General features: G+C 60.5%; 20 protein-coding genes. 9 read left to right on the forward strand and 11 right to left on the reverse strand.

Annotation, left to right across the window (positions count from 1 at the left end):
• Positions 1-274: 274 nt before the first annotated feature.
• The gene (locus tag AC1D35_RS04530) at positions 275-1,036 is read left to right on the forward strand and encodes a gamma-glutamyl-gamma-aminobutyrate hydrolase family protein (RefSeq protein ID WP_113310349.1); all 762 of its coding nucleotides are present in this window, start codon (positions 275-277) and stop codon (positions 1,034-1,036) included.
• Between the two features lie 73 nt (positions 1,037-1,109).
• On the opposite strand, the gene AC1D35_RS04535 is transcribed toward AC1D35_RS04530, so the two are convergent.
• The 4 genes from AC1D35_RS04535 to AC1D35_RS04550 form a co-directional block, all read right to left on the reverse strand.
• Positions 1,110-2,141 (reverse strand): aldo/keto reductase, encoded by a 1,032-nt coding sequence (locus AC1D35_RS04535; RefSeq protein ID WP_113310350.1) that lies wholly within the window; start codon positions 2,139-2,141, stop codon positions 1,110-1,112.
• A gap of 264 nt (positions 2,142-2,405) precedes the next feature.
• A complete protein-coding gene (locus AC1D35_RS04540; protein WP_113310351.1) occupies positions 2,406-3,362 on the reverse strand; it encodes a 2-hydroxyacid dehydrogenase in 957 nt (318 codons plus the stop codon).
• Positions 3,363-3,386: 24 nt separating this feature from the next.
• Positions 3,387-4,409, reverse strand: coding sequence for a LacI family DNA-binding transcriptional regulator (locus tag AC1D35_RS04545; protein ID WP_007817439.1), 1,023 nt, complete (start codon positions 4,407-4,409; stop codon positions 3,387-3,389).
• A gap of 117 nt (positions 4,410-4,526) precedes the next feature.
• Positions 4,527-5,036, reverse strand: coding sequence for a MarR family transcriptional regulator (locus AC1D35_RS04550; RefSeq protein WP_113310352.1), 510 nt, complete (start codon positions 5,034-5,036; stop codon positions 4,527-4,529).
• Positions 5,037-5,119: 83 nt separating this feature from the next.
• Here AC1D35_RS04550 and AC1D35_RS04555 point away from each other — a divergent pair, with 83 nt between their 5' ends.
• The 4 genes from AC1D35_RS04555 (at position 5,120) to cysE (ending at position 8,952) form a co-directional block, all read left to right on the forward strand.
• Positions 5,120-5,911 carry a creatininase family protein gene (locus AC1D35_RS04555; protein WP_113296008.1) on the forward strand — a complete coding sequence of 264 codons (792 nt, stop codon included), beginning with the start codon at positions 5,120-5,122 and terminating at the stop codon, positions 5,909-5,911.
• 143 nt (positions 5,912-6,054) lie between these two features.
• Complete coding sequence (locus tag AC1D35_RS04560; protein ID WP_113296007.1) at positions 6,055-7,134, forward strand: CobW family GTP-binding protein; 1,080 nt, start codon at positions 6,055-6,057, stop codon at positions 7,132-7,134.
• Positions 7,134-8,123, forward strand: coding sequence for a WD40 repeat domain-containing protein (locus AC1D35_RS04565; RefSeq protein WP_113296006.1), 990 nt, complete (start codon positions 7,134-7,136; stop codon positions 8,121-8,123). The genes AC1D35_RS04560 and AC1D35_RS04565 overlap by 1 nt, the downstream gene beginning before the upstream one ends.
• 10 nt (positions 8,124-8,133) lie before the next feature.
• The gene (cysE, locus tag AC1D35_RS04570) at positions 8,134-8,952 is read left to right on the forward strand and encodes a serine O-acetyltransferase (RefSeq protein WP_477851766.1); all 819 of its coding nucleotides are present in this window, start codon (positions 8,134-8,136) and stop codon (positions 8,950-8,952) included.
• 15 nt (positions 8,953-8,967) lie between these two features.
• Here cysE and AC1D35_RS04575 read toward each other — a convergent pair whose 3' ends face one another.
• On the reverse strand, positions 8,968-10,125 hold the full coding sequence (locus AC1D35_RS04575; RefSeq protein WP_113310353.1) for a GGDEF domain-containing protein: 1,158 nt from the start codon (positions 10,123-10,125) through the stop codon (positions 8,968-8,970).
• Between the two features lie 100 nt (positions 10,126-10,225).
• Positions 10,226-11,233, reverse strand: a complete 1,008-nt coding sequence (locus AC1D35_RS04580) for a serine hydrolase domain-containing protein (protein WP_113310354.1) — start codon at positions 11,231-11,233, stop codon at positions 10,226-10,228.
• A gap of 163 nt (positions 11,234-11,396) precedes the next feature.
• Here AC1D35_RS04580 and AC1D35_RS04585 point away from each other — a divergent pair, with 163 nt between their 5' ends.
• Positions 11,397-12,362, forward strand: a complete 966-nt coding sequence (locus AC1D35_RS04585) for an NAD-dependent epimerase/dehydratase family protein (protein ID WP_477851768.1) — start codon at positions 11,397-11,399, stop codon at positions 12,360-12,362.
• Positions 12,363-12,425: 63 nt separating this feature from the next.
• On the opposite strand, the gene AC1D35_RS04590 is transcribed toward AC1D35_RS04585, so the two are convergent.
• Positions 12,426-13,016: a GNAT family N-acetyltransferase gene (locus AC1D35_RS04590; RefSeq protein WP_477851770.1), complete on the reverse strand. Its 591-nt coding sequence runs from the start codon at positions 13,014-13,016 to the stop codon at positions 12,426-12,428.
• Between the two features lie 95 nt (positions 13,017-13,111).
• Entirely contained in the window at positions 13,112-14,245 is a 1,134-nt protein-coding gene (gene odc2, locus AC1D35_RS04595) for an ornithine/lysine decarboxylase (protein ID WP_477938246.1), read from the reverse strand.
• A gap of 530 nt (positions 14,246-14,775) precedes the next feature.
• Here odc2 and AC1D35_RS04600 point away from each other — a divergent pair.
• The 3 genes from AC1D35_RS04600 to AC1D35_RS04610 all read left to right on the forward strand — a co-directional run bounded on the left by AC1D35_RS04600 (position 14,776) and on the right by AC1D35_RS04610 (position 17,473).
• Positions 14,776-15,669 (forward strand): LysR family transcriptional regulator, encoded by an 894-nt coding sequence (locus AC1D35_RS04600; protein ID WP_113296000.1) that lies wholly within the window; start codon positions 14,776-14,778, stop codon positions 15,667-15,669.
• 98 nt (positions 15,670-15,767) lie between these two features.
• On the forward strand, positions 15,768-16,409 hold the full coding sequence (locus AC1D35_RS04605) for a DUF1007 family protein (RefSeq protein ID WP_113295999.1): 642 nt from the start codon (positions 15,768-15,770) through the stop codon (positions 16,407-16,409).
• Positions 16,403-17,473 (forward strand): nickel/cobalt transporter, encoded by a 1,071-nt coding sequence (locus tag AC1D35_RS04610; protein WP_477851771.1) that lies wholly within the window; start codon positions 16,403-16,405, stop codon positions 17,471-17,473. The genes AC1D35_RS04605 and AC1D35_RS04610 overlap by 7 nt, the downstream gene beginning before the upstream one ends.
• Before the next feature lie 15 nt (positions 17,474-17,488).
• On the opposite strand, the gene AC1D35_RS04615 is transcribed toward AC1D35_RS04610, so the two are convergent.
• From AC1D35_RS04615 to AC1D35_RS04625, 3 genes are all read right to left on the reverse strand, one after another.
• Positions 17,489-17,695: a hypothetical protein gene (locus AC1D35_RS04615; protein WP_113295997.1), complete on the reverse strand. Its 207-nt coding sequence runs from the start codon at positions 17,693-17,695 to the stop codon at positions 17,489-17,491.
• Positions 17,696-17,790: 95 nt separating this feature from the next.
• Positions 17,791-18,510: a tellurite resistance TerB family protein gene (locus AC1D35_RS04620; RefSeq protein WP_477851772.1), complete on the reverse strand. Its 720-nt coding sequence runs from the start codon at positions 18,508-18,510 to the stop codon at positions 17,791-17,793.
• A 128-nt stretch (positions 18,511-18,638) separates the two neighbouring features.
• On the reverse strand, positions 18,639-19,277 hold the full coding sequence (locus AC1D35_RS04625) for a 2-dehydro-3-deoxy-phosphogluconate aldolase (protein ID WP_113181532.1): 639 nt from the start codon (positions 19,275-19,277) through the stop codon (positions 18,639-18,641).
• Between the last annotated feature and the right edge of the window lie 16 nt (positions 19,278-19,293).

Below are 19,293 nucleotides of genomic sequence, written 5' to 3' on the forward strand. Positions count from 1 at the left end.
AGATGGCACTGCGCGGTCAATCCTCACCCCTACCCGCAGTAATGGCAAAGCTAAGCATGGCGGAAGAAGCGTTTCAAGCTATAGTCTATTAGTCTTTGGGATCACGACCCTTCTGTGACACGGCCCACACATCCATCGGAATCAGCAGCTTAGCGCGTCTCATACCGGGCGCACTGCAGGAACCGCCGCAATTTGGCCGCCGCCCGCATCCAAGCGTTGACTTACCGGCCAGTCTGGCCGCAGAAACGTCCGATATTGTTTTTCCGAGGCGAAGATGACGAAACCGATCGTGGCCATTCCTGCCGATATCCGCACCCTCGACGGCGCAACCTGGCATGCCGTGCAGCATCAGTATCTGCGTGCGGCGCTGAACGCCGCCGGCGTGATGGCCTTCATCATTCCCGCTTTCGAGGAAGGCTATGACACGGATGCGATTCTGGATCGCGTCGACGGCGTGCTGGTTTCCGGCTCGGCCAGCAATGTACACCCCTCGCTCTACGGCATCGAAGCCAAGGAGGCGGATGGCCCCTTCGACCCCGCCCGCGACGCTACGAGCCTGCCGCTGATCCGCCGCGCAATCGACCGCGCCATCCCGCTTCTCGCCATCTGCCGCGGCATTCAGGAATTGAACGTCGCGCTCGGCGGGTCGCTCGCCAGTGAGATCCAGGAACAGCCCGGCATCTGGGACCACCGCAAACCCGATATCACCGATCGCGACGGCATGTATGCGATCCGTCAAAGCGTCTTCATCAAGGAAGGCTCGTGCATTGCCGGCATTATCGGCGCCGGCGAGATCCGCGTGAACTCCCTGCATCGGCAGGCGATCGCCAAGACCGCACCGCGTCTGCAGGTGGAGGCCGCGGCAGAGGACGGCACAATCGAGGCCGTCTCAGTCATCGATGCCAAGGCCTTCGCGGTCGGCGTGCAGTGGCACCCGGAATACTGGGCCGAGACCGACAAGCCCTCGAACAAGCTCTTTAGCGCTTTCGGCGATGCCGTCAGAGATTACGCCGCCAACAGGCTGCCATCGCTTTAGCCACAGGCAATAACCTGAAAACTGAAGGCCGCCGGTTCGCTCCGACGGCCTTCTTCATCTTTAGCGAAATAGCTCAGCGGCCGCCTTCGATCTTGCGGTGACGCTGATTGCTGCCGTTCACGCCATAGGGATATTGCCCCGGCATCGGCGCACTGACCTCGTTGAGCTTTGCCGTCTCGTCTGCCGAAAGCACGAATTGCGCAGCAGCGAGATTGTCGGCGAGTTGTTCGGACGTGCGGGCACCGAGAATGACCGAGGTTACAGCCGGACGCGCCGCCACCCAGGAAAGCGCCACCTGCGCCATGCTGACGCCGCGTGCCTTGGCGATCTCTTCCACTATGCTGATGATACCCCAGGTTCGTTCCTGCGCGTTGCGGGCAGCATAGGCCTCGCCGCCGCGATTGGGATTTTCGCCGAGGCGCGTTGCACCCGTCGGCGTCTCGTCGCGCTTGTACTTGCCGGTCAGCCAGCCGCCGCCGAGTGGAGACCAGGGCAGAAGGCCCATGCCGGCATCCTGGCAGGCATCGACGATCTCGAGTTCGATGTCGCGCATCAGCAGGTTATATTGCGGCTGCAGCGTTACCGGCCGCGTATAGCCCTGGGCCTTGGCGATTTCGGAAGCCTTGGCAATGTGCCAGCCGACATAATTCGAGAAGCCGTAATAGCCGATCTTGCCCGAGCGAACGGCATCATCGAGGAACCGAAGCGTCTCCTCGATCGGCGTCAGCGCATCCCATGCATGCATCTGGTAGAGATCGATATGCTCGACACCGAGGCGGCTGAGCGAGTCGTTCAAAGCCTGATTGAGATGACGGCGGGAAAGGCCGATATCGTTCGGCCCATCGCCCATCGGGAAGCGGCCCTTGGTGGCGATTACGGCCTGCTTTGCTTCTGCCGGGCGTGCCTTGAGCCAGCGGCCGATGATCTCCTCCGATGCGCCGGCGCTGTAGACGTCAGCCGTATCGATGAAATTGCCGCCCCAGGCAAAATAGTCGTCGAGCATCTTGAAGGAGGCCGCCTCATCGGACTCCTTCCCGAAGGTCATTGTGCCCAGGCAATATGCGGTGACGACGGCCCCGCTGGGACCGAGCTTGCGATAATCCATTTCTGCCTCCTTCCAGAGGCGCCGGCTGCCCGCACGAGAAATCGCCGGGCGGAGCAGACGCTCCCCGATCAAATCGCTATGTGTAAGCTTGAGACGGCGAAATGCCGCCGATGAAAATCACGGCCGCTGGGAATGAACGCGGCCGGAGCCAATCATAGCCAATCCTTCCCGGCCGACCAAGTAGGGAAACGGGAAAAAGTCCAAGGGCAAAATAGGAACAAGCAAAACACTCCCTCCGCCTTCACGGAAGGAGCGGGGAACGGCCTATTGCTTGACCGGCGTTTCCGCCACCGGCGTCACCGGCTTGCCCTGCTCGAACCACGAGATGAGGTTTTCCGCCACCAGATCCGCCATCGCATTACGTGTCGGTATCGAGGCCGAGCCGACATGCGGCACCAGCACCGTATTCGGCGCAGAAAGCAGACCGGCCGGCACATTCGGCTCATCATAGAAGACATCGAGGCCGGCACCACCAATGGTGCCTGCATCGAGCGCAGCAATCAGCGCATCCTCATCCATCGTCCAGCCGCGGCCGACATTGACGACGATGCCATCGGGGCCAAGCGCGGAAAGAACCTCCGCGTTGATCGTCCGGTGCGTCTGCGGCGTTTTCGGCACGATCGCAATCAGCGTATCGACGGCCTCGGCAAGCCCCTTCAGCGTCGGGTGATAATCATAAGGCGCATCGATGTGGCGCGAGCGGGTATGGTAGCTGATTTTCACCTTGAAGGGCTCCAGCCGCTTGGCAATTTCAAGGCCGATGCGGCCGAGACCGTAGAGGCCGACATGCCGGCCTTTCAGCGAAAAGCGCGTCAGCGGATAGGAAGCGCCCGGCTTCCAGTTACCATCCCTGAGCCAGTTCTCCGCCTTCGGCAGCTCGCGAATAGCGTTGAGCAGAAGCGCAATGGCTGTGTCGGCCACCTCGTCGTTCAGCACGTCAGGCGTATTGGTGACGATGATGCCCTTCGAGCCCGCAAGCTTTGCATCGATGCCGTCGTAGCCGACGCCGAAACTGGCGACGATCTCCAAATTCGGCAACTGCTCGAACCAGGCGGCTGGGAAAGCGCCGCTGAGCGCTACGCCGCGAATGCGTTTCGCCGTCTCGGCATCGAGCTTCAGCGTCTCGTCGCGCTCGACGGCCACCACCTCGAAACGATCCTTCAGCTGGGCGAGAACGCGATCATGCATCTTCCCGGGAACGAGAACGGCAATGCGGGACATAGCTTTTCCTCTTGGCTTCGGCGGTCAGGAACGCGGCCGATAAGGGCTGGTGGACTGGCGGATACGCATTTCCGGCTTGATGAGATGAATGCCATCAGGCTCATGACTGCCGGCAAGTCGATCAAGTAGGGCGCGGGCGGCAAGACGTCCAACTTCCGTCTGGCCGTTCCAGACGGTGGTCAGTGCCGGCGTGGCGATCGAAGCCTCCTCCAGATCGTCATAACCGGTCACCGAGATATCGCTGCCGGGCACGAGCCCGGCGCGGGCAATGCCGTTCATGAGGCCGATCGCGACCAGATCGTTCCAGCAGACGGCAGCACTCGGCTTTTGCGGCAGGGAAAGGAAATGCACCGCCGCCTCGAAACCGCCCTGTTTCGAGCGTGGGCCGGGAATGCGCAGGTTCGGATCGACCTCGATGCCGGCCTTGCGCAGCGCATTGACGTAGCCCTGATAGCGGTCGCGCCCGGTTGAGGTCTGATCGGTGCCGCCGATCATCGCAATCGTCCGGTGACCAAGGCCGATCAGGTGGTTGGTAGCAAGCGAAATGCCATAGCTGTCGTCACCGCGATAGGTCGGTACATCCTGGCTGTCCATGGAGCGCGCGACGAGAATGGCCGGCATGCCGTTTTCTTCCGCGAGCTGGATATCCTCCGGCGGTGTGCCGATCGCCGGGGACATGATGACCCCGTCACCGCCGAGCTGCAGCAGGGTTTCGATGAAGGTACGCTGCTTCTCGACGGAATCGTAATGGTTCGAGAGAATGAAGGTGTGGCGACTGCGGTCGAGTTCGCTTTCGATCGCCTTCAGGATTTCCCCGTAGAACGGGTTCATGATGTCATGCACGACAACGCCGATAATGCCGGAACGCGATGTGCGCAGGCTGGCGGCACGGCGATTGTAGATGTAACCGAGCGCGCGGGCCTGTTCCTTGATCTTTTCGCGGGTATTGCCCGCAACGAGCGGACTGTCGCGTAAGGCAAGGGAAACGGTCGCCGTTGATATGCCGAGCGTTTCTGCAATCGTCGAAAGCTTGATCTTCTGAACCACGTCTCCTCCTCCAGGCAACGCGTAAAGCCGGTTAAAGCTGCCGCAGTGCAGCGACAGCCTTAAAAAGTTTAATTAAAAGATTTAAGCGGCACAGGCAATTCGCCTTTGAGGAAATTTTCAGTCTTCCTCATCTTCATCCGCATGCATTGCCTCTGCCTGCAGATTGGCGTCGATTGCCTTGAGCAGGCGTACGAGATTGCGGATCTCCTTCTCGGAGAAATCCAGCGTCGCGAGCTTGTCGCAGGAGGAGGCGGCAAGTTCGATCCCCTGAACGCTTCCGCGGCCGAGATCGGTGAGATAGACCTTGGTGAGGCGGGCATCCTCGGCATCGGGCTTGCGCTCGAGGAAGCCCTGCGCCTCCATGCGGCCGATCGTACGGGTCATGGTGGGCGCCTTGACACCGAGCTTCTGGGCAAGCCCGCCGGCTGTCATGCCGTCGCTTTCGGTAAGGGAAATGATGACGCCGTCCTGGCCGGCATAGAGCCCGCTTTCGAGCAGGTTGCGCGAAAGGACCGTGCGCATGGAGCGCGCAGCCTGCGTCAAAGCCGGGGAAAGATCGACAAGCGTATACTCGGTCTGGTCCTTCTTTTTCTTGTGCTTCTTGCCGTCCTTATGCTTCTTGCCCATTGCCATCCCTTTGATCTTTAAGCACTGCCCAGGCTGCGTTATGACATTGCCCATCATCTCGTCATAAACAAGAGGCAAGGCCGATGTTGGTTCCGTCGTTCCGTTTCGAGGACAATGATCCCGCACTTGCCCCAGAGGCGCGGCATCAGTGGATTGCGCTGCTGCCGCTCGGCGCACATGAACAGCACGGTCCCCATCTGCCCTTCGAAACCGACACATTGATCGCGCAGGGCATTATCAACAGGCTCAAAACCGCCCTTCCGGCCGGTTTGCCCGTCACCGTACTCCCCATCGAATCGGTCGGCTACTCCTTAGAGCACATGGATGTTGAAGGAACGAAGACGCTCTCTTTCGAGACAGCCGTGAAGCGCTGGCTCGACATAGCGGAAAACCTCTCGAAGCTCGGTATCCGCAAGTTCGTGATGCTGAACGCCCATGGCGGCAACTCGCCACTGATGACCATCGTCGCCACGGAGGCGCGTGTGCGCTTCAACATGCTGGCTGTCGCCACGAGCTGGACCCGCTTCGGCCTGCCGGAGGGTGTGATCTTGCCTGATGAAAAGGCTGTAGACATTCACGGCGGAGATATCGAAACATCCGTCATGCTGGCGCTCTATCCGGACAGGGTGGATATGGAGAAAGCCGCAGATTTTCCTTCCAACCAGACAGAGTTCGCTCGGCGCTTCAAGCACCTGCGCGCTTATGGTCCGCATGCCTTCGGCTGGAAGATGTCCGATCTCAACCCGCAGGGCGTCGCAGGCAATGCGAAAAAGGCGACTGCGGAAAAGGGTGAGGCCCTGATCGCCCATGCCGTCAGCGGATTGGTGGAACTGCTGCTGGATGTCGATGCTTTCAACGCAGAAACGCTGCGATGAAGACGCGGCTTTGCACAGAAAGCAATGTGATCTTATAACATACAAAACCCTTTGAACTGCCGCTTCCAAGCGCCTATATGAAACCGACCCATTCTGGCTCCGGACTTTGCCGTCGGGGTCAATATCCTACTTTCGAGGTTCTCATGACCGACGCGATCCAGACACAGCAGAAGCCCATCCCCGTCACCGTGCTCACCGGTTATCTCGGTGCCGGCAAGACGACCCTGCTCAACCGCATCCTTTCCGAAAATCACGGCAAGAAATATGCTGTCATCGTCAACGAATTCGGCGAGATCGGCATCGATAACGACCTCATCGTCGAGTCCGATGAAGAAATCTACGAAATGAACAATGGCTGTGTGTGCTGCACTGTCCGCGGCGACCTCATCCGCGTCGTCGAAGGCCTGATGCGCCGCCCCGGCCGCTTTGATGGCATCATCGTCGAAACCACCGGCCTTGCCGATCCGGTTCCGGTTGCCCAGACCTTCTTCATGGATGACGACGTCCGCGCCAAGACCGAGCTCGATGCCGTCATCGCCCTAGTTGACGCCAAGCACCTGCCGCTGCGCCTGAAGGACAGCCGTGAGGCAGAAGACCAGATCGCGTTCGCCGACGTCGTCATCATCAACAAGACCGATCTCGTCACGCCGGAAGAACTGGCCCAGATCGAAGACATCGTGAACGCCATCAACCCGGCTGCTCGCGTCTATAAGACGAGCCGTTCCGGCGTTGATCTCGCTCGCGTTCTGGACCAGGGCGCCTTCAACCTTGAGCGCGCGCTGGAAAACGATCCGCATTTCCTCGAGCACGGCCATGACGATCATGTTTGCGGTCCGGATTGCGATCATGATCACCATGGTCATGACCATCATGATCATGACCATCACCACCATCATCATGGTGAGATGTCGGCAATCCATGACGTGACGGTGCAGTCCGTTTCGTTGCGGGGCGGCGAGATGAACCCCGAACGCTTTTTCCCCTGGATCCAGAAGATCACCCAGACGCAAGGCCCGAGCATTCTGCGCCTCAAGGGCATCATCGCCTTCAAGGGTGACGCCGAGCGTTATGTCGTCCAGGGCGTACATATGATCATCGAAGGCGACCATCAGCGCCCCTGGAAGGACGGCGAAAAGCATGAGAGCCGTCTCGTCTTCATCGGCCGCGACCTCGACCGCGCCAAGCTCGAAGAATCCTTCAAGGCGTGTGAGGCGACCGCCTGATGCCAACAGTTGCACCGCTTGATCTCGACGGCCACGTTCTGGCCGTCGAATTTTTAGGTGATGTCCCTTTCTTCGCGAATGCCGACGGTACCTTTCACCGGCTCGATGGCGGCGACAAGGTCATCGAAGCCCATCAGGGCATGCTGACGGCGATCCGCGATCCCTACAGTGAAAGCCTGATTTCGGGCGGCGAGGATGGCAAGGTGCTGCGCATTACTGCTGACGGCAGCGTCAGCGAAATTGCCTCAGCACCGCGCAAATGGATTTCGCAAGTCGCCGCCGGTCCGCAGGGCGCAATCGCCTATTCCCACGGCAAGAGCACGCTCGTGCGCCTCGCCGATGGCACGTCTAAGGAATTTCCCGAAGAGCGCACGGTCGAAGGCATCGCCTTCGCGCCCAAGGGCCTGCGTATTGCTGCCGCCCGTTATAACGGCGTATCGCTGCATTGGGTCGGCACGAGCGCCAAGCCTGTCGATCTCGAATGGAAGGGCGCTCATACCGGCGTCACCTTTTCGCCTGATGGCAACTTCCTCGTCACATCGATGCAGGAAAATGCGCTGCACGGCTGGAAACTCGACGTCAAGTCGGGCACTGAGGCCCGTCACATGCGCATGACCGGCTATCCTGCCAAGGTGAAGTCGCTCTCCTGGTCCGCCAAGGGCAAGTGGCTTGCCTCTTCGGGCGCGCCGGCCGCCATCGTCTGGCCCTTCCAGGGCAAGGACGGTCCGATGGGCAAGGCGCCGCTGGAGCTAGGCACCCGTGCCAACATCATGGCAACCGCGGTGAAATTCCACCCGGTTGAGGATATCCTCGCCATTGGATTCATTGATGGCATGATCCTTGCCGTTCGCCTCGCCGACAACAAGGAAGCGCTGCTGCGTCGCCCCGGCAAGGGGGCGATCACCGGTATGAGCTGGAGCAGGGACGGCAAGCTGCTCGCTTTTGCTTCCGAGACCGGCGATTGCGGTGTAGTAGATATTGCGGCCTGAGGAAAAACGGATGCCGATGACAAGGATAGCAGCACCAGAAGAGCGAACGGGCGGTAGCATGGGTTCTCCGTGGCCCACCATCCGTGCCGAAGCTATCGATCTGGCGGATCGCGAGCCGACTCTTCGTAAACTGCTTTCGACACAGATCATCCGCGCAGAAAATGATACCCATATCATCGCACATGTGATCTCGGCGCGCCTCTCGGTCGCGAAGGTCGATGCCGAAGACCTGTTCCAGCTGTTCTACGGCACATTGCAGGACCACCCCGATATCGGCGCCGCCATCGAAGCCGATCTTCTGGCCGTGCGCGAACGCGATCCCGCCTGCACCACCTATCTGCACGCATTGTTGAACCTGAAGGGCTTCCATGCCCTTCAGACACACCGTATTGCCCATGCCCTGTGGATGGCTGGCCGCGTAGAGATTGCAAGCTGGCTTTCCAATCTCGCCTCGCTGGTCTTCGGCCCGGATATCCATCCAGCGGCACGGATCGGTTCCTCGATCATGCTCGATCATGGGTCGGGCATCGTTATCGGCGAGACGGCCGTCATCGAAGATGAAGTCTCTATTCTGCAGAACGTCACGCTTGGCGGCACGGGCAAGGAGACAGGTGATCGCCACCCGAAGATCCGCCACGGCGTGATGATCGGCGCCGGTGCGAAGATCCTCGGCAATATCGAGATCGGCGCTTTCAGCAAGATCGCAGCCGGCAGTGTTGTGCTGAAAGCAGTTCCTGCTCATTGCACGGTTGCCGGTGTTCCGGCGGCTGTTGTGCGTATTCATCGCAATGATGAAATCCCGGCCGAAACGATGGATCAAAATATCTAGACTTAGGCCACCCGCTCAAGCCGCGTGCTGCTTTTCCCCTGACACTTCGACCCGGTTGCGGCCTTCGCGCTTCGAACGGTAGAGCGCCTCATCTGCCTTCTGCACGAGCCGCTCGAAATCCCCGCCCTCTTCCGTGCGTGTGGAAACGCCGATGCTGAGCGTCGGGAAGGTCGCCAGATCCGGCATCTGCATGACGGCTGCCACAAACGAAAGGCGAATGCGGTTTGCGATCTCTACTGCTTCTTCCCGATCGACATTGCGGAGCACCGCCAGGAATTCATCCCCGCCTTGCCGGGCAAGCAGGTCGCAGGGACGCATGATACCCTTCGACACTTTGGAGAAAAGTCGCAGGACCTCGTCGCCGGCGGCATGACCGTGCTGGTCGTTCAACTGCTTGAAATTGTCGATATCGATGATGAGAAGCGATACCGGCTGGCCGGCAAGCAACGGCACATACTGGGCAAGGCCGCTGCGGTTGAGCGTCCCGGTCAGCGCATCGTGATGCGCAAGCTCGATGAGCTGGTTCCGGCTCCTCTCCGCCGCCATCAGCACCATCGCCATGCTGCGAAGCATGATGAAAGCCACTGCCGACACCGCCATCCAGCTATGGATGATGCTGCCGCCAAAGGGATCCGGCCCGCCGATGTCTCCGGTTGCAGCAAGAAGGCTGCGAACCGCGAAGATCGCTGCGGTGACGACGTAAAGCCCCAGAAGAAGAGCCGCCGAATAAAGTTTCTCACGGCGGAGAATGCCCGCTGCTTCCCTGGCGATGGTGATATCGCAGAGGCAGCAGATCACCGAGACATAAAGGAGACGCTCAGATATCGCTGCGGGATCGCTGATGAAAAGGGCCACGGGCATGCTGCCGCAGATTATCACGAGCCAGGAATAGCGCCGGTCGATCGGACGCCCCGCAAAGGCGCGGACGGCAAAAAACATCAGCATATAGCCGACGATGGTCAGCACATTGCCCGCATCGATCGAGATATAATAGGGAACGAGATTGCGTAGCGCGACGAGGAAGGAACCGATACCGACCAGCAGGTTGCTGGCACCCCACCAGAGCGGCCAGCGCTCGAAGCGGCCCGTCGCATAGGCAGCGAACTGGAGCGCGCTCAAAACGATGCAGCTCACCGCTACGATGAAATAGATTGTCCGCAGATCCAGCAGCATCGAGCCTATCCTGAAGTCCCACGCGGCGGACCCTACAGGAAGCGATTTGCAGTTTGATTGGATGCTTCGCTAAAAATTTAGCGACATCTGGTTTTGTGCGTCAGGTGGACCGTACTGTCCCGATGATGTCAGCCAGCAGGCCGTGCAGCGAATCTCGGTAGCCGTCGCGGGCCGAAGGGCCGCTCTCCTGCGAGGTCATGACGACCGTGAGATCGAGCGACGGAACGATGTAGAGCATCTGTCCGCCATAGCCCCATGCGAAATGCACCTGCTCTCCGCCGATCTGTCGGGTGAACCAGCCATAGCCATATTCGTCACCGGAGAAACGCGAATTGGTGCGGTGCTGCCAGGACTGCGCCACCCAGTCCGCCGGAACCACCTGTTTGCCGTCGCCCGCGCGCCCGCCATTGCGATAAAGCTCGCCGAAGGCAAGCAGCGATCGGGCGCTCATCGCCATCTGGTTGCCACCGAGGTAGATGCCTTGCGGATCGCGCTCCCACGCACCGATCCGAAAGCCCTCGACGGGACCGAGCCATTCGCGCGCCAACGCCAGCGTCGACTTGCCGCCGACCTTGGTGAGAATGGCGGAAAGAAGATGTGTAGAGGCGGTGGAATAGAGCATCTCCCCGCCGGGCTGATCGACGAAAGGCTGTGAGAGCGCAAAACGCACCCAGTTGCGTGAGGAGACCCAGCGCCCGTAATTCGCCCCCGACATACGATCCAATCCCGCCTGCATGGAGAGCAGATTGCCGATCGTGATGTCGTTGAGGCGCGAATCCGGAAAAGCGGGCAGATCTGCCTTCAGGATCGGCGCGATCTTCTGATCCGGCCCTTCCAGCAAGCCCTTGCCGATAGCGATGCCGACCAGCGCCGACATGATCGATTTCGAAGCGGATTTGATGTTGGTCGATTCCAACGGGGTATGACCGCGATAGCCGCGCTCTGCCACCACACGCCCATCACGGGCGACGACGACCGTTTTCAGCGGCTTCATCTCGTCTCGACTTCCGACACTGTCCAGGAGAGTTGAGACGGTGCTCCCCTGCTGCTGGGCGACAGCGGAGACAGGGGCGAGCAGCAGAAGACAGAGAACAAGGCGCTTGATCATGGAGCAATGAGCTAGCGCAACTGCATGCCGAAATCAGCAGCGGAGATCAGTGATTCACGCGGACGTGAAACTTTATGATCCGCGCACAGGCCACTTGCAGTCCCGCAAAGCGGCACGACATACTGCACATGATCAGCCCATATGCGCATTTGGAGGAGACTGCATGGCCCGAGTGATCGTCATCGGAGCAACAGGACATGTCGGCACCTATCTCGTACCCCGCCTTGTCGAGGCCGGCCATGAGGTGGTGGCGATCAGCCGCGGCGCAGCCGCGCCCTACAAGGCACACGAAGCATGGAGCCGCGTCGACATCAGGCATATGGATCGGGCAGCGCTTGAGGCGGAAGGCCGGTTCGGCCATGAGATTCGCGCGTTGGGTGGCGAGATCGTCATCGACATGATCTGCTTCACGCCTGACAGTAACGAACAGCTCGTGACCGCCCTCGAAGGCCATGTCGGCCATTTTCTTCATACAGGCACGATCTGGACGCACGGTTTCTCCACCGTCGTGCCGACACCCGAAGAGGCACCGAAGAAGCCCTTCGGCGACTACGGCGTGAAGAAAGCAGCCATCGAAGCCTATCTGCTACGGATGGCGCGAGAGAGAAACTTTCCTGCGACCCTCATTCATCCCGGCCATATCGTCGGCCCCGGCTGGAACCCATTAAACCCGGCAGGCCACTTCAATCCCAATGTCTTCACGACGCTGGCGCGCGGCGAGACGCTGGCTCTACCGAATTTCGGCATGGAAACCGTGCACCACGTCCATGCCGACGACATTGCCGAGCTCTTCATGGCCGCCATCGCAAAGCCGCAGGCGGCGATCGGCGAGGCTTTCCACGCAGTGTCGGAAAAAGCGCTCACGCTACGGGGGTATGCGGAGGCGATGGCCGCGTGGTTCGGCAAGGAACCAAAACTGGAATTCCTCCCCTATGAAGCCTGGGCGGAAAAACAGAACCCGGAAGAGGCGAGAGCCACCTGGGAACATCTCGCCCGCAGCCCCAACTGTTCGATGGAAAAAGCCCGCCGGCTGCTCGGCTTCACCCCGTGGCACAGCTCGCTGCAAGCCGTGCAGGAAGCCGTCCGCTGGCTGATAGACAATGGCCGCGTCGAGGCTAAGGCTCCCTAAGCCACCAGTGATAGCACTTAAACAAAAAAAGCCCCTCCCGGAGATTGGGAGGGGCTTTGCCGGTCAGGCCGCCTTCCGGACCGGCGCGCCAGCCAGCATGCGTCCCGAAGGAACGATCATGCCGGCAGCGCCGCCAAGCCAGCCCTCAACGAGCTCCAGCGCCAGAAAGCGCGAGCGTTCGAAGGGACCGGGCATGACAAGGTGACGAGCCTTCTCGGCGAAAAAGCCGAAACGCTCGTAATAGTCCGCATCGCCGACGAGCAGGATCGCGCCGTGGCCGCGGTTTTTTGCTTCGAGGATCGCCGCACGCATCAGCGCCGAGCCGATGCCCTTGCCGCCATGCCTGCCGTCGACGGCAAGCGGGCCGAGCAGCAGGGCGTCGAGCGGCGTGCCCTCGTGGTTGATACCGGCTTCGACGTTCCACAGGCGCACCGTGCCTATGACACGACCGTCACGGTCACGCGCGACCAGCGCCAGGCCTTCGGCCGGAACGCGGTTACGGCGGATCATTTCCGACGACTTCTTGCGACGGTCCGGACCCATGACGCGATCGAGCAAGCTCTCGCGAGCGACGACGTCGGACGGATTTTCCGCGTCGATGGTGAAAGTAACAGGCGCAAAGAATGCGCGGACAGAATCAAGAACAGCGGCCATCTTGGCCTCCCGTACCCAATACCGTTATCAGCGGCGATGAAGAGGAATTGTGAAGATGCCGCCCCGGCTGGTTACGGGGCTGGCGAAGTCGGACCTTAGATGACGTAGGCCTTCAGCGGGTCGAAACCGTTGAAAGCGACCGCCGAGTAGGTCGTCGTGTAGGCCCCTGTGCCTTCGATCAGGACCTCGTCGCCAATCGTCAGGGTGATCGGCAGCGGATAAAGGTTCTTCTCGTACAGCACGTCGGCCGAATCGCAGGTCGGGCCGGCGATCACGCAGGGCTCCATCTCGTCGCCGTCGCGCTCGGTGCGGATCGGGTAGCGGATGGCCTCGTCCATGGTTTCGGCGAGACCGCCGAACTTGCCGATGTMGAGGAAGACCCAGCGGGCGTCGTCATTATCAGACTTCTTGGAAATCAGAACGACTTCAGCCTTGATGACGCCTGCATTGCCGACCATGCCGCGACCCGGCTCGATGATCGTCTGCGGGATCTGGTTGCCGAAATGCGTGCGCAGCGCCTGGTAGATCGACTTGCCGTAAGCTTCCGCGGACGGAACGTCGCGCAGATACTTGGTCGGGAAGCCGCCGCCCATATTGACCATCTGCAGGTGGATGCCCTGCTTGGCAAGCTGGACGAAGACGCGCTTGGCATCGGCAAGCGCCGAATCCCATGCATCGACCTTGGTCATCTGCGAGCCGACATGGAACGACACGCCGTAAGACTGCAGGCCGAGCTGATGAGCGTAGACGAGAACGTCGACGGCCATCTGCGGAACGCAGCCGAACTTGCGCGATAGCGGCCATTCAGCACCTTCGCCATCGGTCAGGACGCGGCAGAATACGCGGGCGCCCGGAGCTGCACGGGAAATCTTCTCAACTTCCTCGTGGCTGTCGACTGCGAAGAGGCTGACGCCGAGCGCATGCGCACGGGCAACGTCGCGTTCTTTCTTGATCGTGTTGCCGTAGGAAATGCGAGCTGCGGTCGCACCGGCCTCAAGCGCCATTTCGATTTCTGCGACGGACGCGCAATCGAAGTTGGAGCCGAGGCCTGCGAGCAGCTTCAGCACTTCCGGGGCCGGGTTAGCCTTGACGGCATAGTAGATGGCGCTGTCCGGCATGGCGTGACGGAAGGCATGAAAATTGTCGCTGATGACGTCGAGGTCAACCACGAGGCAGGGACCGTCGGGACGTCGGGTTGCGAGAAAGTCGCGGATGCGCTGGGTGGTCATATCGATTCCCTCTTCCAATTCCAGAGCTCCGGCATGAACCGGAGGACAAAGGGCATACAAGAACCGCTCAGGAACCAGCCGGTGGAGACCCCGGATCCTTGACGGCGCTTGATGCGCGAATAGTGAACCAACGCCGCGAATGCGGTATGGGTTCGGCTTTGTCTGCCATGGATTGGAGGGAATATCCCTGCCGCACTTCCGGCAATGAAGGTGTGCCTCTTCAGTAACCCCCGCTGATGGAAAGCAGGGAGAGAACAAAAAGGCCCGCACCGTCGTTGCTTCAGGCGTCCTCGCATTTTCCGGTTGGCCGGAATAGCGACTGGAGGGGTTAATTCCAGGTACCTTACCGATTTCCTCACCAATTCGAGGGTTCGGCGGACACCCATGGGCACGTGCGACTTTGGGCTGAGTGGGAAATAAGAATATTTGCCTTCACAATCAAGAGAAATTTTGCGCTCCGGCCCAAAAAAATAATTGAACGATGAAGGACAATTTGTTCAACCTCCTTCAACAGATTTGGAGGACCGCCCATGGACACCTTGACCCGCATACGCGCCTTCATCGATGTGGTGGAAGCAGAAGGCTTTTCCGCCGCTGCGCGGCGCACCGGCCGCTCCAAGGCACTGCTATCCAAATATGTGCGCGAACTGGAGGACGAACTCGGCGCGCTGCTGCTCAACCGTACCACCCGGCAGTTCTCCATGACCGAGGCCGGCCACACCTATTATCGCACCGCGTCCGATATCCTCAAGGAGATCGACAACCTTGCCGACCTTGTGCGCGAGAACAATGCGCAGCTGAAGGGCCGCTTGAAGGTCTCGGTGCCACGCACCTTCGTCGATGCCGATGTCGGTCAGTCGCTGATCGATTTCGCCAAGGAAAATCCAAACCTGCAGCTGGAGATCGCTGCCGACGACCGCTTCGTCGACCTGATCGAGGAAGGCTTCGACGTCGCGGTCCGCGTGACCAAACTCGAAGATTCCGGCATGATCGCCCGCAAGATCTCCGATTTCCGCGTCCATATCTGCGCCACGCCGGAATTCCTTGAACGCTACCCCAATATCGAGCACCCGACCGATATTTCCAACGTCCCCTTCATCGTCGACACCAATTCCCGCAGCCAGGCAAGCATCCGCTTCTACAATCCCGACAGCACCTCCTTTGCGGTCGCCGTTTCCGGCCCGATGGAAGTCAACAGCCCGCACGCGACCCTGCGCGCCGCGCTGTCAGGGATCGGCATTGCGCTCATTCCCGACTTCATCGCCCGCAAGCCGATAGAGGACGGCAGGCTGGTGACGCTGTTCAACGACTATATTCCGACCGATCGTGGCATCTACGCTGTCTATCCGCACCGGCGCTATCTGCCGGCAAAGGTCAGGATCTTCGTGGACTACCTCCACAACTGGTTCAAGAAACATCCCTGAGCGAGCGGGATGCGCGCCCAAGCGTCGTAGGGGCGGTCCCAATTCCGTCCCATTTTCTGGTGAGAAATCACCCCAACCGAACAGGGCAGCGGGTAAGCATGAAAAGATCGACACTTCTGACGGCCGGGCTTCTTTCGCTTGCCCCCGCCACCGCCTTCGCCCATCCGCATATTTTCGTGGAGGCGCGGCTGGAAGTTGTCGCCGCACCTGACGGCAGCATTCAGGAACTGCGCAATGTCTGGCGCTTCGACGAGGTCTTCTCTTCCTCGGTCGTCATGGACTTCGACAAGAACACCGATCTGAAGCTGGAACCGAACGAACTTGCCGAAGTCGGCAAAACCGTCCGGGATTCGCTTGCCGACTACGACTACTACATGAACATGACGATCAACGGGAAGAACATCACCGTCCAGAAGCCCGACATCATCCATGTCGATTATAAGGACGGCCAGCTCCTGATGTTCTTTGCCGTCAAGCCGGTGGAAAAGATGCCGCTGAAAGGCAAGCTGACCTTCGGCGTCTATGATCCGACGCTCTACACATCGATCGATTTCCCAACCGACAACGAACTTGCCATGGTCGGCGATGGCTTCAAGGCCTGCAAGCACGCGGTCGTGCGCCCCGACGCAGACGAAGTGATCTCGGAAAACAAGCAGTCGCTGACCGACGCTTTCTTCAACGATCCGACCGGCACCAATATGTCAAAACTGTTTGCCACCCGGCTGGAAATCACATGCTGACGAAACGCCTGCCCCTCGCCCTGCTCGCGCTTACTGTCATGGTCGCCGCCGCTCATGCGCAATCGCCGCTCGGCATCGGAACGGCGGAGCCGAGCTTCCAGCCGACGGGCGGGCCGCTGGCGCCTCTTTTTCTCTACGTGAATTACGAACAGCAGGCCTTCTATCGCGCCCTGACCGGTGCATTGAAGGACATGCGTCAGGACCCCTGGCAGCTTTCCTCGCTGATCGGCCTTTCATTCGCCTATGGCGTCTTCCATGCCGCCGGCCCCGGCCACGGCAAGGCCGTCATCTCCTCCTATATGATCGCCAACGAGATCGAACTCCGACGCGGCGTCGTCATTTCCTTCATCTCTGCCTTCGTGCAGGGCGTCATGGCGGTCATCCTGGTCGGCGGAGCATGGCTGGTGCTGCGCGGCACCGGCGTCACGCTGACCATGGCAACGCATGCGATGGAAATCGCCAGCTTCGTGATGGTCATCCTTTTTGGTGGCTGGCTGCTTTTCCGCAAGCTGCGCTCTATGGCTGGCAGCCTGCCGCGCCGTGAGCTGATGGCGACACCGGCCGGCCCGGTCAGCATGATGCTGGATTGGAAGGACAATGCCTCGGAGCGCCAGAGCGCGAATTTCAGCTTCAACGGCAAGGCCCAGGCCGTAGAACCCGGCCATAGCTACGTGCCCGGCATGGTCTGCGAGACCTGCGGCAATTCGCACCTGCCCGATCCATCGCTTGTCAGCGGTGACAAGTTCAGCATGCGCGAAGCCTGGTCGGCGGTTATCGCCGTGGGCTTACGCCCCTGCTCCGGCGCATTGCTGGTCATGACCTTCTCGCTGCTGAACGGGCTTTATCTCGGCGGTATACTCTCCGTCGTTGCCATGTCGCTCGGCACCGCGATTACGGTCGCGATCCTCGCCACCCTCGCCGTCACGGCCAAGAGCACGGCGGTGCGCCTCTCTGGCCGCGGCTCGTCCGCCTCCGTCTGGATCGGCAATACGATCGAGATATCAGGCGCTGTTCTCGTGATCCTGATGGGTGTGTTGCTGCTCGGAGCCTCCCTGCAGGGATAGGCTTCCGCTTATGGCTTATGGCTTCCTGCTGCGCTGATAGCGCGCCCGCAGCCAGAATATCCCGAAGAAGCACATCAGCAGGCAGACGCCGACGATGACCGCCAATGTCGGCGAGAAAGCGCCGATCCACAGCACGATGGTCGGCAGGAAATAGATCACCAGCCCGGCACAAACCAGAATGATAGCAGCGGCAATCGCCTGCGAACGGCTTTCCGGGCTCATGGATAGGGTCACTCCTCTTGTCCGGGAGTGGATAGGCCAGCCGCCCTCTAAAGGCAACTGGCCGCAGTGTCACTGAGCTCCGAGGGACCCCAAGATTACTGGGAGAGAGTGACCTTGGCGGAGGAGACCGTCGCTTCGATATGATCGACGAGCTGGTCGGGCAGACCGAGCCGGCCGGCAAGCAGGTCGAGATATCCGCGTTCTGCACGCGAATCCGGTTCGATCGTCAAGCGCGACGCCGTATAGAGTTCGACCTTCTGTTCCTCTGTCACCGCGGCTGCGACAAGCGCATCGATATCCGTCGGCTCCGAAAGCTCGCGCTCGATGAAGCTTGCGGCCTCGCCGCTGACATCGGCGGCCTTGACCTTGTCCATGATGAGCGTGCGTTCCGCATCGTCGATATGGCCATCGGCCTTGGCCGCAGCAATCATGGCGCGGATGAGGATGAGCACGAATTCATTGCTGGTCGCAGGTGAAGCCGAGCCGAAGCCGGATTCGGCAGGCGGTGGCAGGAGAACGGGATTGTTCGCCGTTGGCGCATCGGAGGGTGCTGCGGGCGCCTGTCCGGCCTGATAGTTCTTCCAGGCCTGGTAGCCGAGACCTGCGATGGCTGCGAGACCGCCGATAGCGACGGCATTGCCTGCAATGCTGCGGCCGGTCTTGGTGCCGAGAAGCGCGGCGGCAAGCGCGCCGGCCTTCAACGGATTGTCCTTGGCCACCTGGATCGCATCGCCTGCCCGGTCGCGCACGCTGCCGCCCACGCCCGGCACCTGCGATCCCAGAAACTGGTCCAGTAGTTTCTTCGCGTCGAACATGTCCTCATCTTCTCCCTGTTTTAAAGGCTGGAGGAGAACATAGGTTTGCGACTGCCGAAATACAAACGAGGGCGGTACAGCCACCCCCGTTCAAACCTGTCAGCTTTCAAAACCTGGGCTTTAAGAGCTCATCCCTTCAGCGCGAAAGCTTCGGAGGCGAGCTTGGTGATGCCTGCCCAGTCACCTGCGGCAACCAGCTCCTTCGGCGCAACCCACGAACCGCCGACGCAGATGACGTTCGGCAGCGAGAGATAGTCGTTGGCATTCTTCAGCGAGATGCCACCGGTCGGGCAGAAGAACGTCCCAGCAAGCGGCGAGGAAAGCGCCTTGAGATAGGCCGCACCGCCGGCCTGCTCGGCCGGAAAGAACTTCAACACCTGATAGCCTTCTTCGCGCAGCGCCATGACTTCGCTTGCGGTCGCAGCACCCGGAAGCAGCGGTACCGGAGAATCGGCTGCAGCATCCAGAAGCTCCTGGGTCGTGCCGGGGCTGACGATGAACTTGGAGCCAGCCTGTACGGCGGCCTCCCAATGGGCAGCGTTCAGAATGGTGCCGGCGCCGACTTCTGCGCCTTCTACTTCAGCAGCAACCGCGCGCACGGCATCCAGAGCAGCCGGGGTGCGCATGGTGATCTCGATGGCCTTCAAACCACCGGCAACGAGCGCGCGGGCGAGAGACACGGCCGACTTCGCGTCCTCGACGATCAGGACCGGAACGACGGGCTGGAGTTTCAGGATGGAAAGGAGTTTCTCTGTCTTCTCGCCCATGGCCGCAGTTCCCTTA

The sequence above is a fragment of the Rhizobium sp. P1_E6 genome (genome assembly GCF_056405875.1).

Coding starts and splice junctions, on each gene's coding strand:
- AC1D35_RS04555 (WP_113296008.1), top strand. CDS start 5,120: ATGTTGGTTCCGTCGTTCCGTTTCGAGGACAATGATCCCGCACTTGCC.
- AC1D35_RS04585 (WP_477851768.1), top strand. CDS start 11,397: ATGGCCCGAGTGATCGTCATCGGAGCAACAGGACATGTCGGCACCTAT.
- AC1D35_RS04610 (WP_477851771.1), top strand. CDS start 16,403: ATGCTGACGAAACGCCTGCCCCTCGCCCTGCTCGCGCTTACTGTCATG.
- AC1D35_RS04550 (WP_113310352.1), bottom strand. CDS start 5,036: ATGGGCAAGAAGCATAAGGACGGCAAGAAGCACAAGAAAAAGAAGGAC.
- AC1D35_RS04590 (WP_477851770.1), bottom strand. CDS start 13,016: ATGGCCGCTGTTCTTGATTCTGTCCGCGCATTCTTTGCGCCTGTTACT.
- AC1D35_RS04615 (WP_113295997.1), bottom strand. CDS start 17,695: ATGAGCCCGGAAAGCCGTTCGCAGGCGATTGCCGCTGCTATCATTCTG.
- AC1D35_RS04625 (WP_113181532.1), bottom strand. CDS start 19,277: ATGGGCGAGAAGACAGAGAAACTCCTTTCCATCCTGAAACTCCAGCCC.
- AC1D35_RS04535 (WP_113310350.1), bottom strand. CDS start 2,141: ATGGATTATCGCAAGCTCGGTCCCAGCGGGGCCGTCGTCACCGCATAT.
- AC1D35_RS04600 (WP_113296000.1), top strand. CDS start 14,776: ATGGACACCTTGACCCGCATACGCGCCTTCATCGATGTGGTGGAAGCA.
- AC1D35_RS04620 (WP_477851772.1), bottom strand. CDS start 18,510: ATGTTCGACGCGAAGAAACTACTGGACCAGTTTCTGGGATCGCAGGTG.
- cysE (WP_477851766.1), top strand. CDS start 8,134: ATGCCGATGACAAGGATAGCAGCACCAGAAGAGCGAACGGGCGGTAGC.
- AC1D35_RS04560 (WP_113296007.1), top strand. CDS start 6,055: ATGACCGACGCGATCCAGACACAGCAGAAGCCCATCCCCGTCACCGTG.
- AC1D35_RS04580 (WP_113310354.1), bottom strand. CDS start 11,233: ATGATCAAGCGCCTTGTTCTCTGTCTTCTGCTGCTCGCCCCTGTCTCC.
- AC1D35_RS04530 (WP_113310349.1), top strand. CDS start 275: ATGACGAAACCGATCGTGGCCATTCCTGCCGATATCCGCACCCTCGAC.
- AC1D35_RS04565 (WP_113296006.1), top strand. CDS start 7,134: ATGCCAACAGTTGCACCGCTTGATCTCGACGGCCACGTTCTGGCCGTC.
- AC1D35_RS04540 (WP_113310351.1), bottom strand. CDS start 3,362: ATGTCCCGCATTGCCGTTCTCGTTCCCGGGAAGATGCATGATCGCGTT.
- AC1D35_RS04575 (WP_113310353.1), bottom strand. CDS start 10,125: ATGCTGCTGGATCTGCGGACAATCTATTTCATCGTAGCGGTGAGCTGC.
- AC1D35_RS04605 (WP_113295999.1), top strand. CDS start 15,768: ATGAAAAGATCGACACTTCTGACGGCCGGGCTTCTTTCGCTTGCCCCC.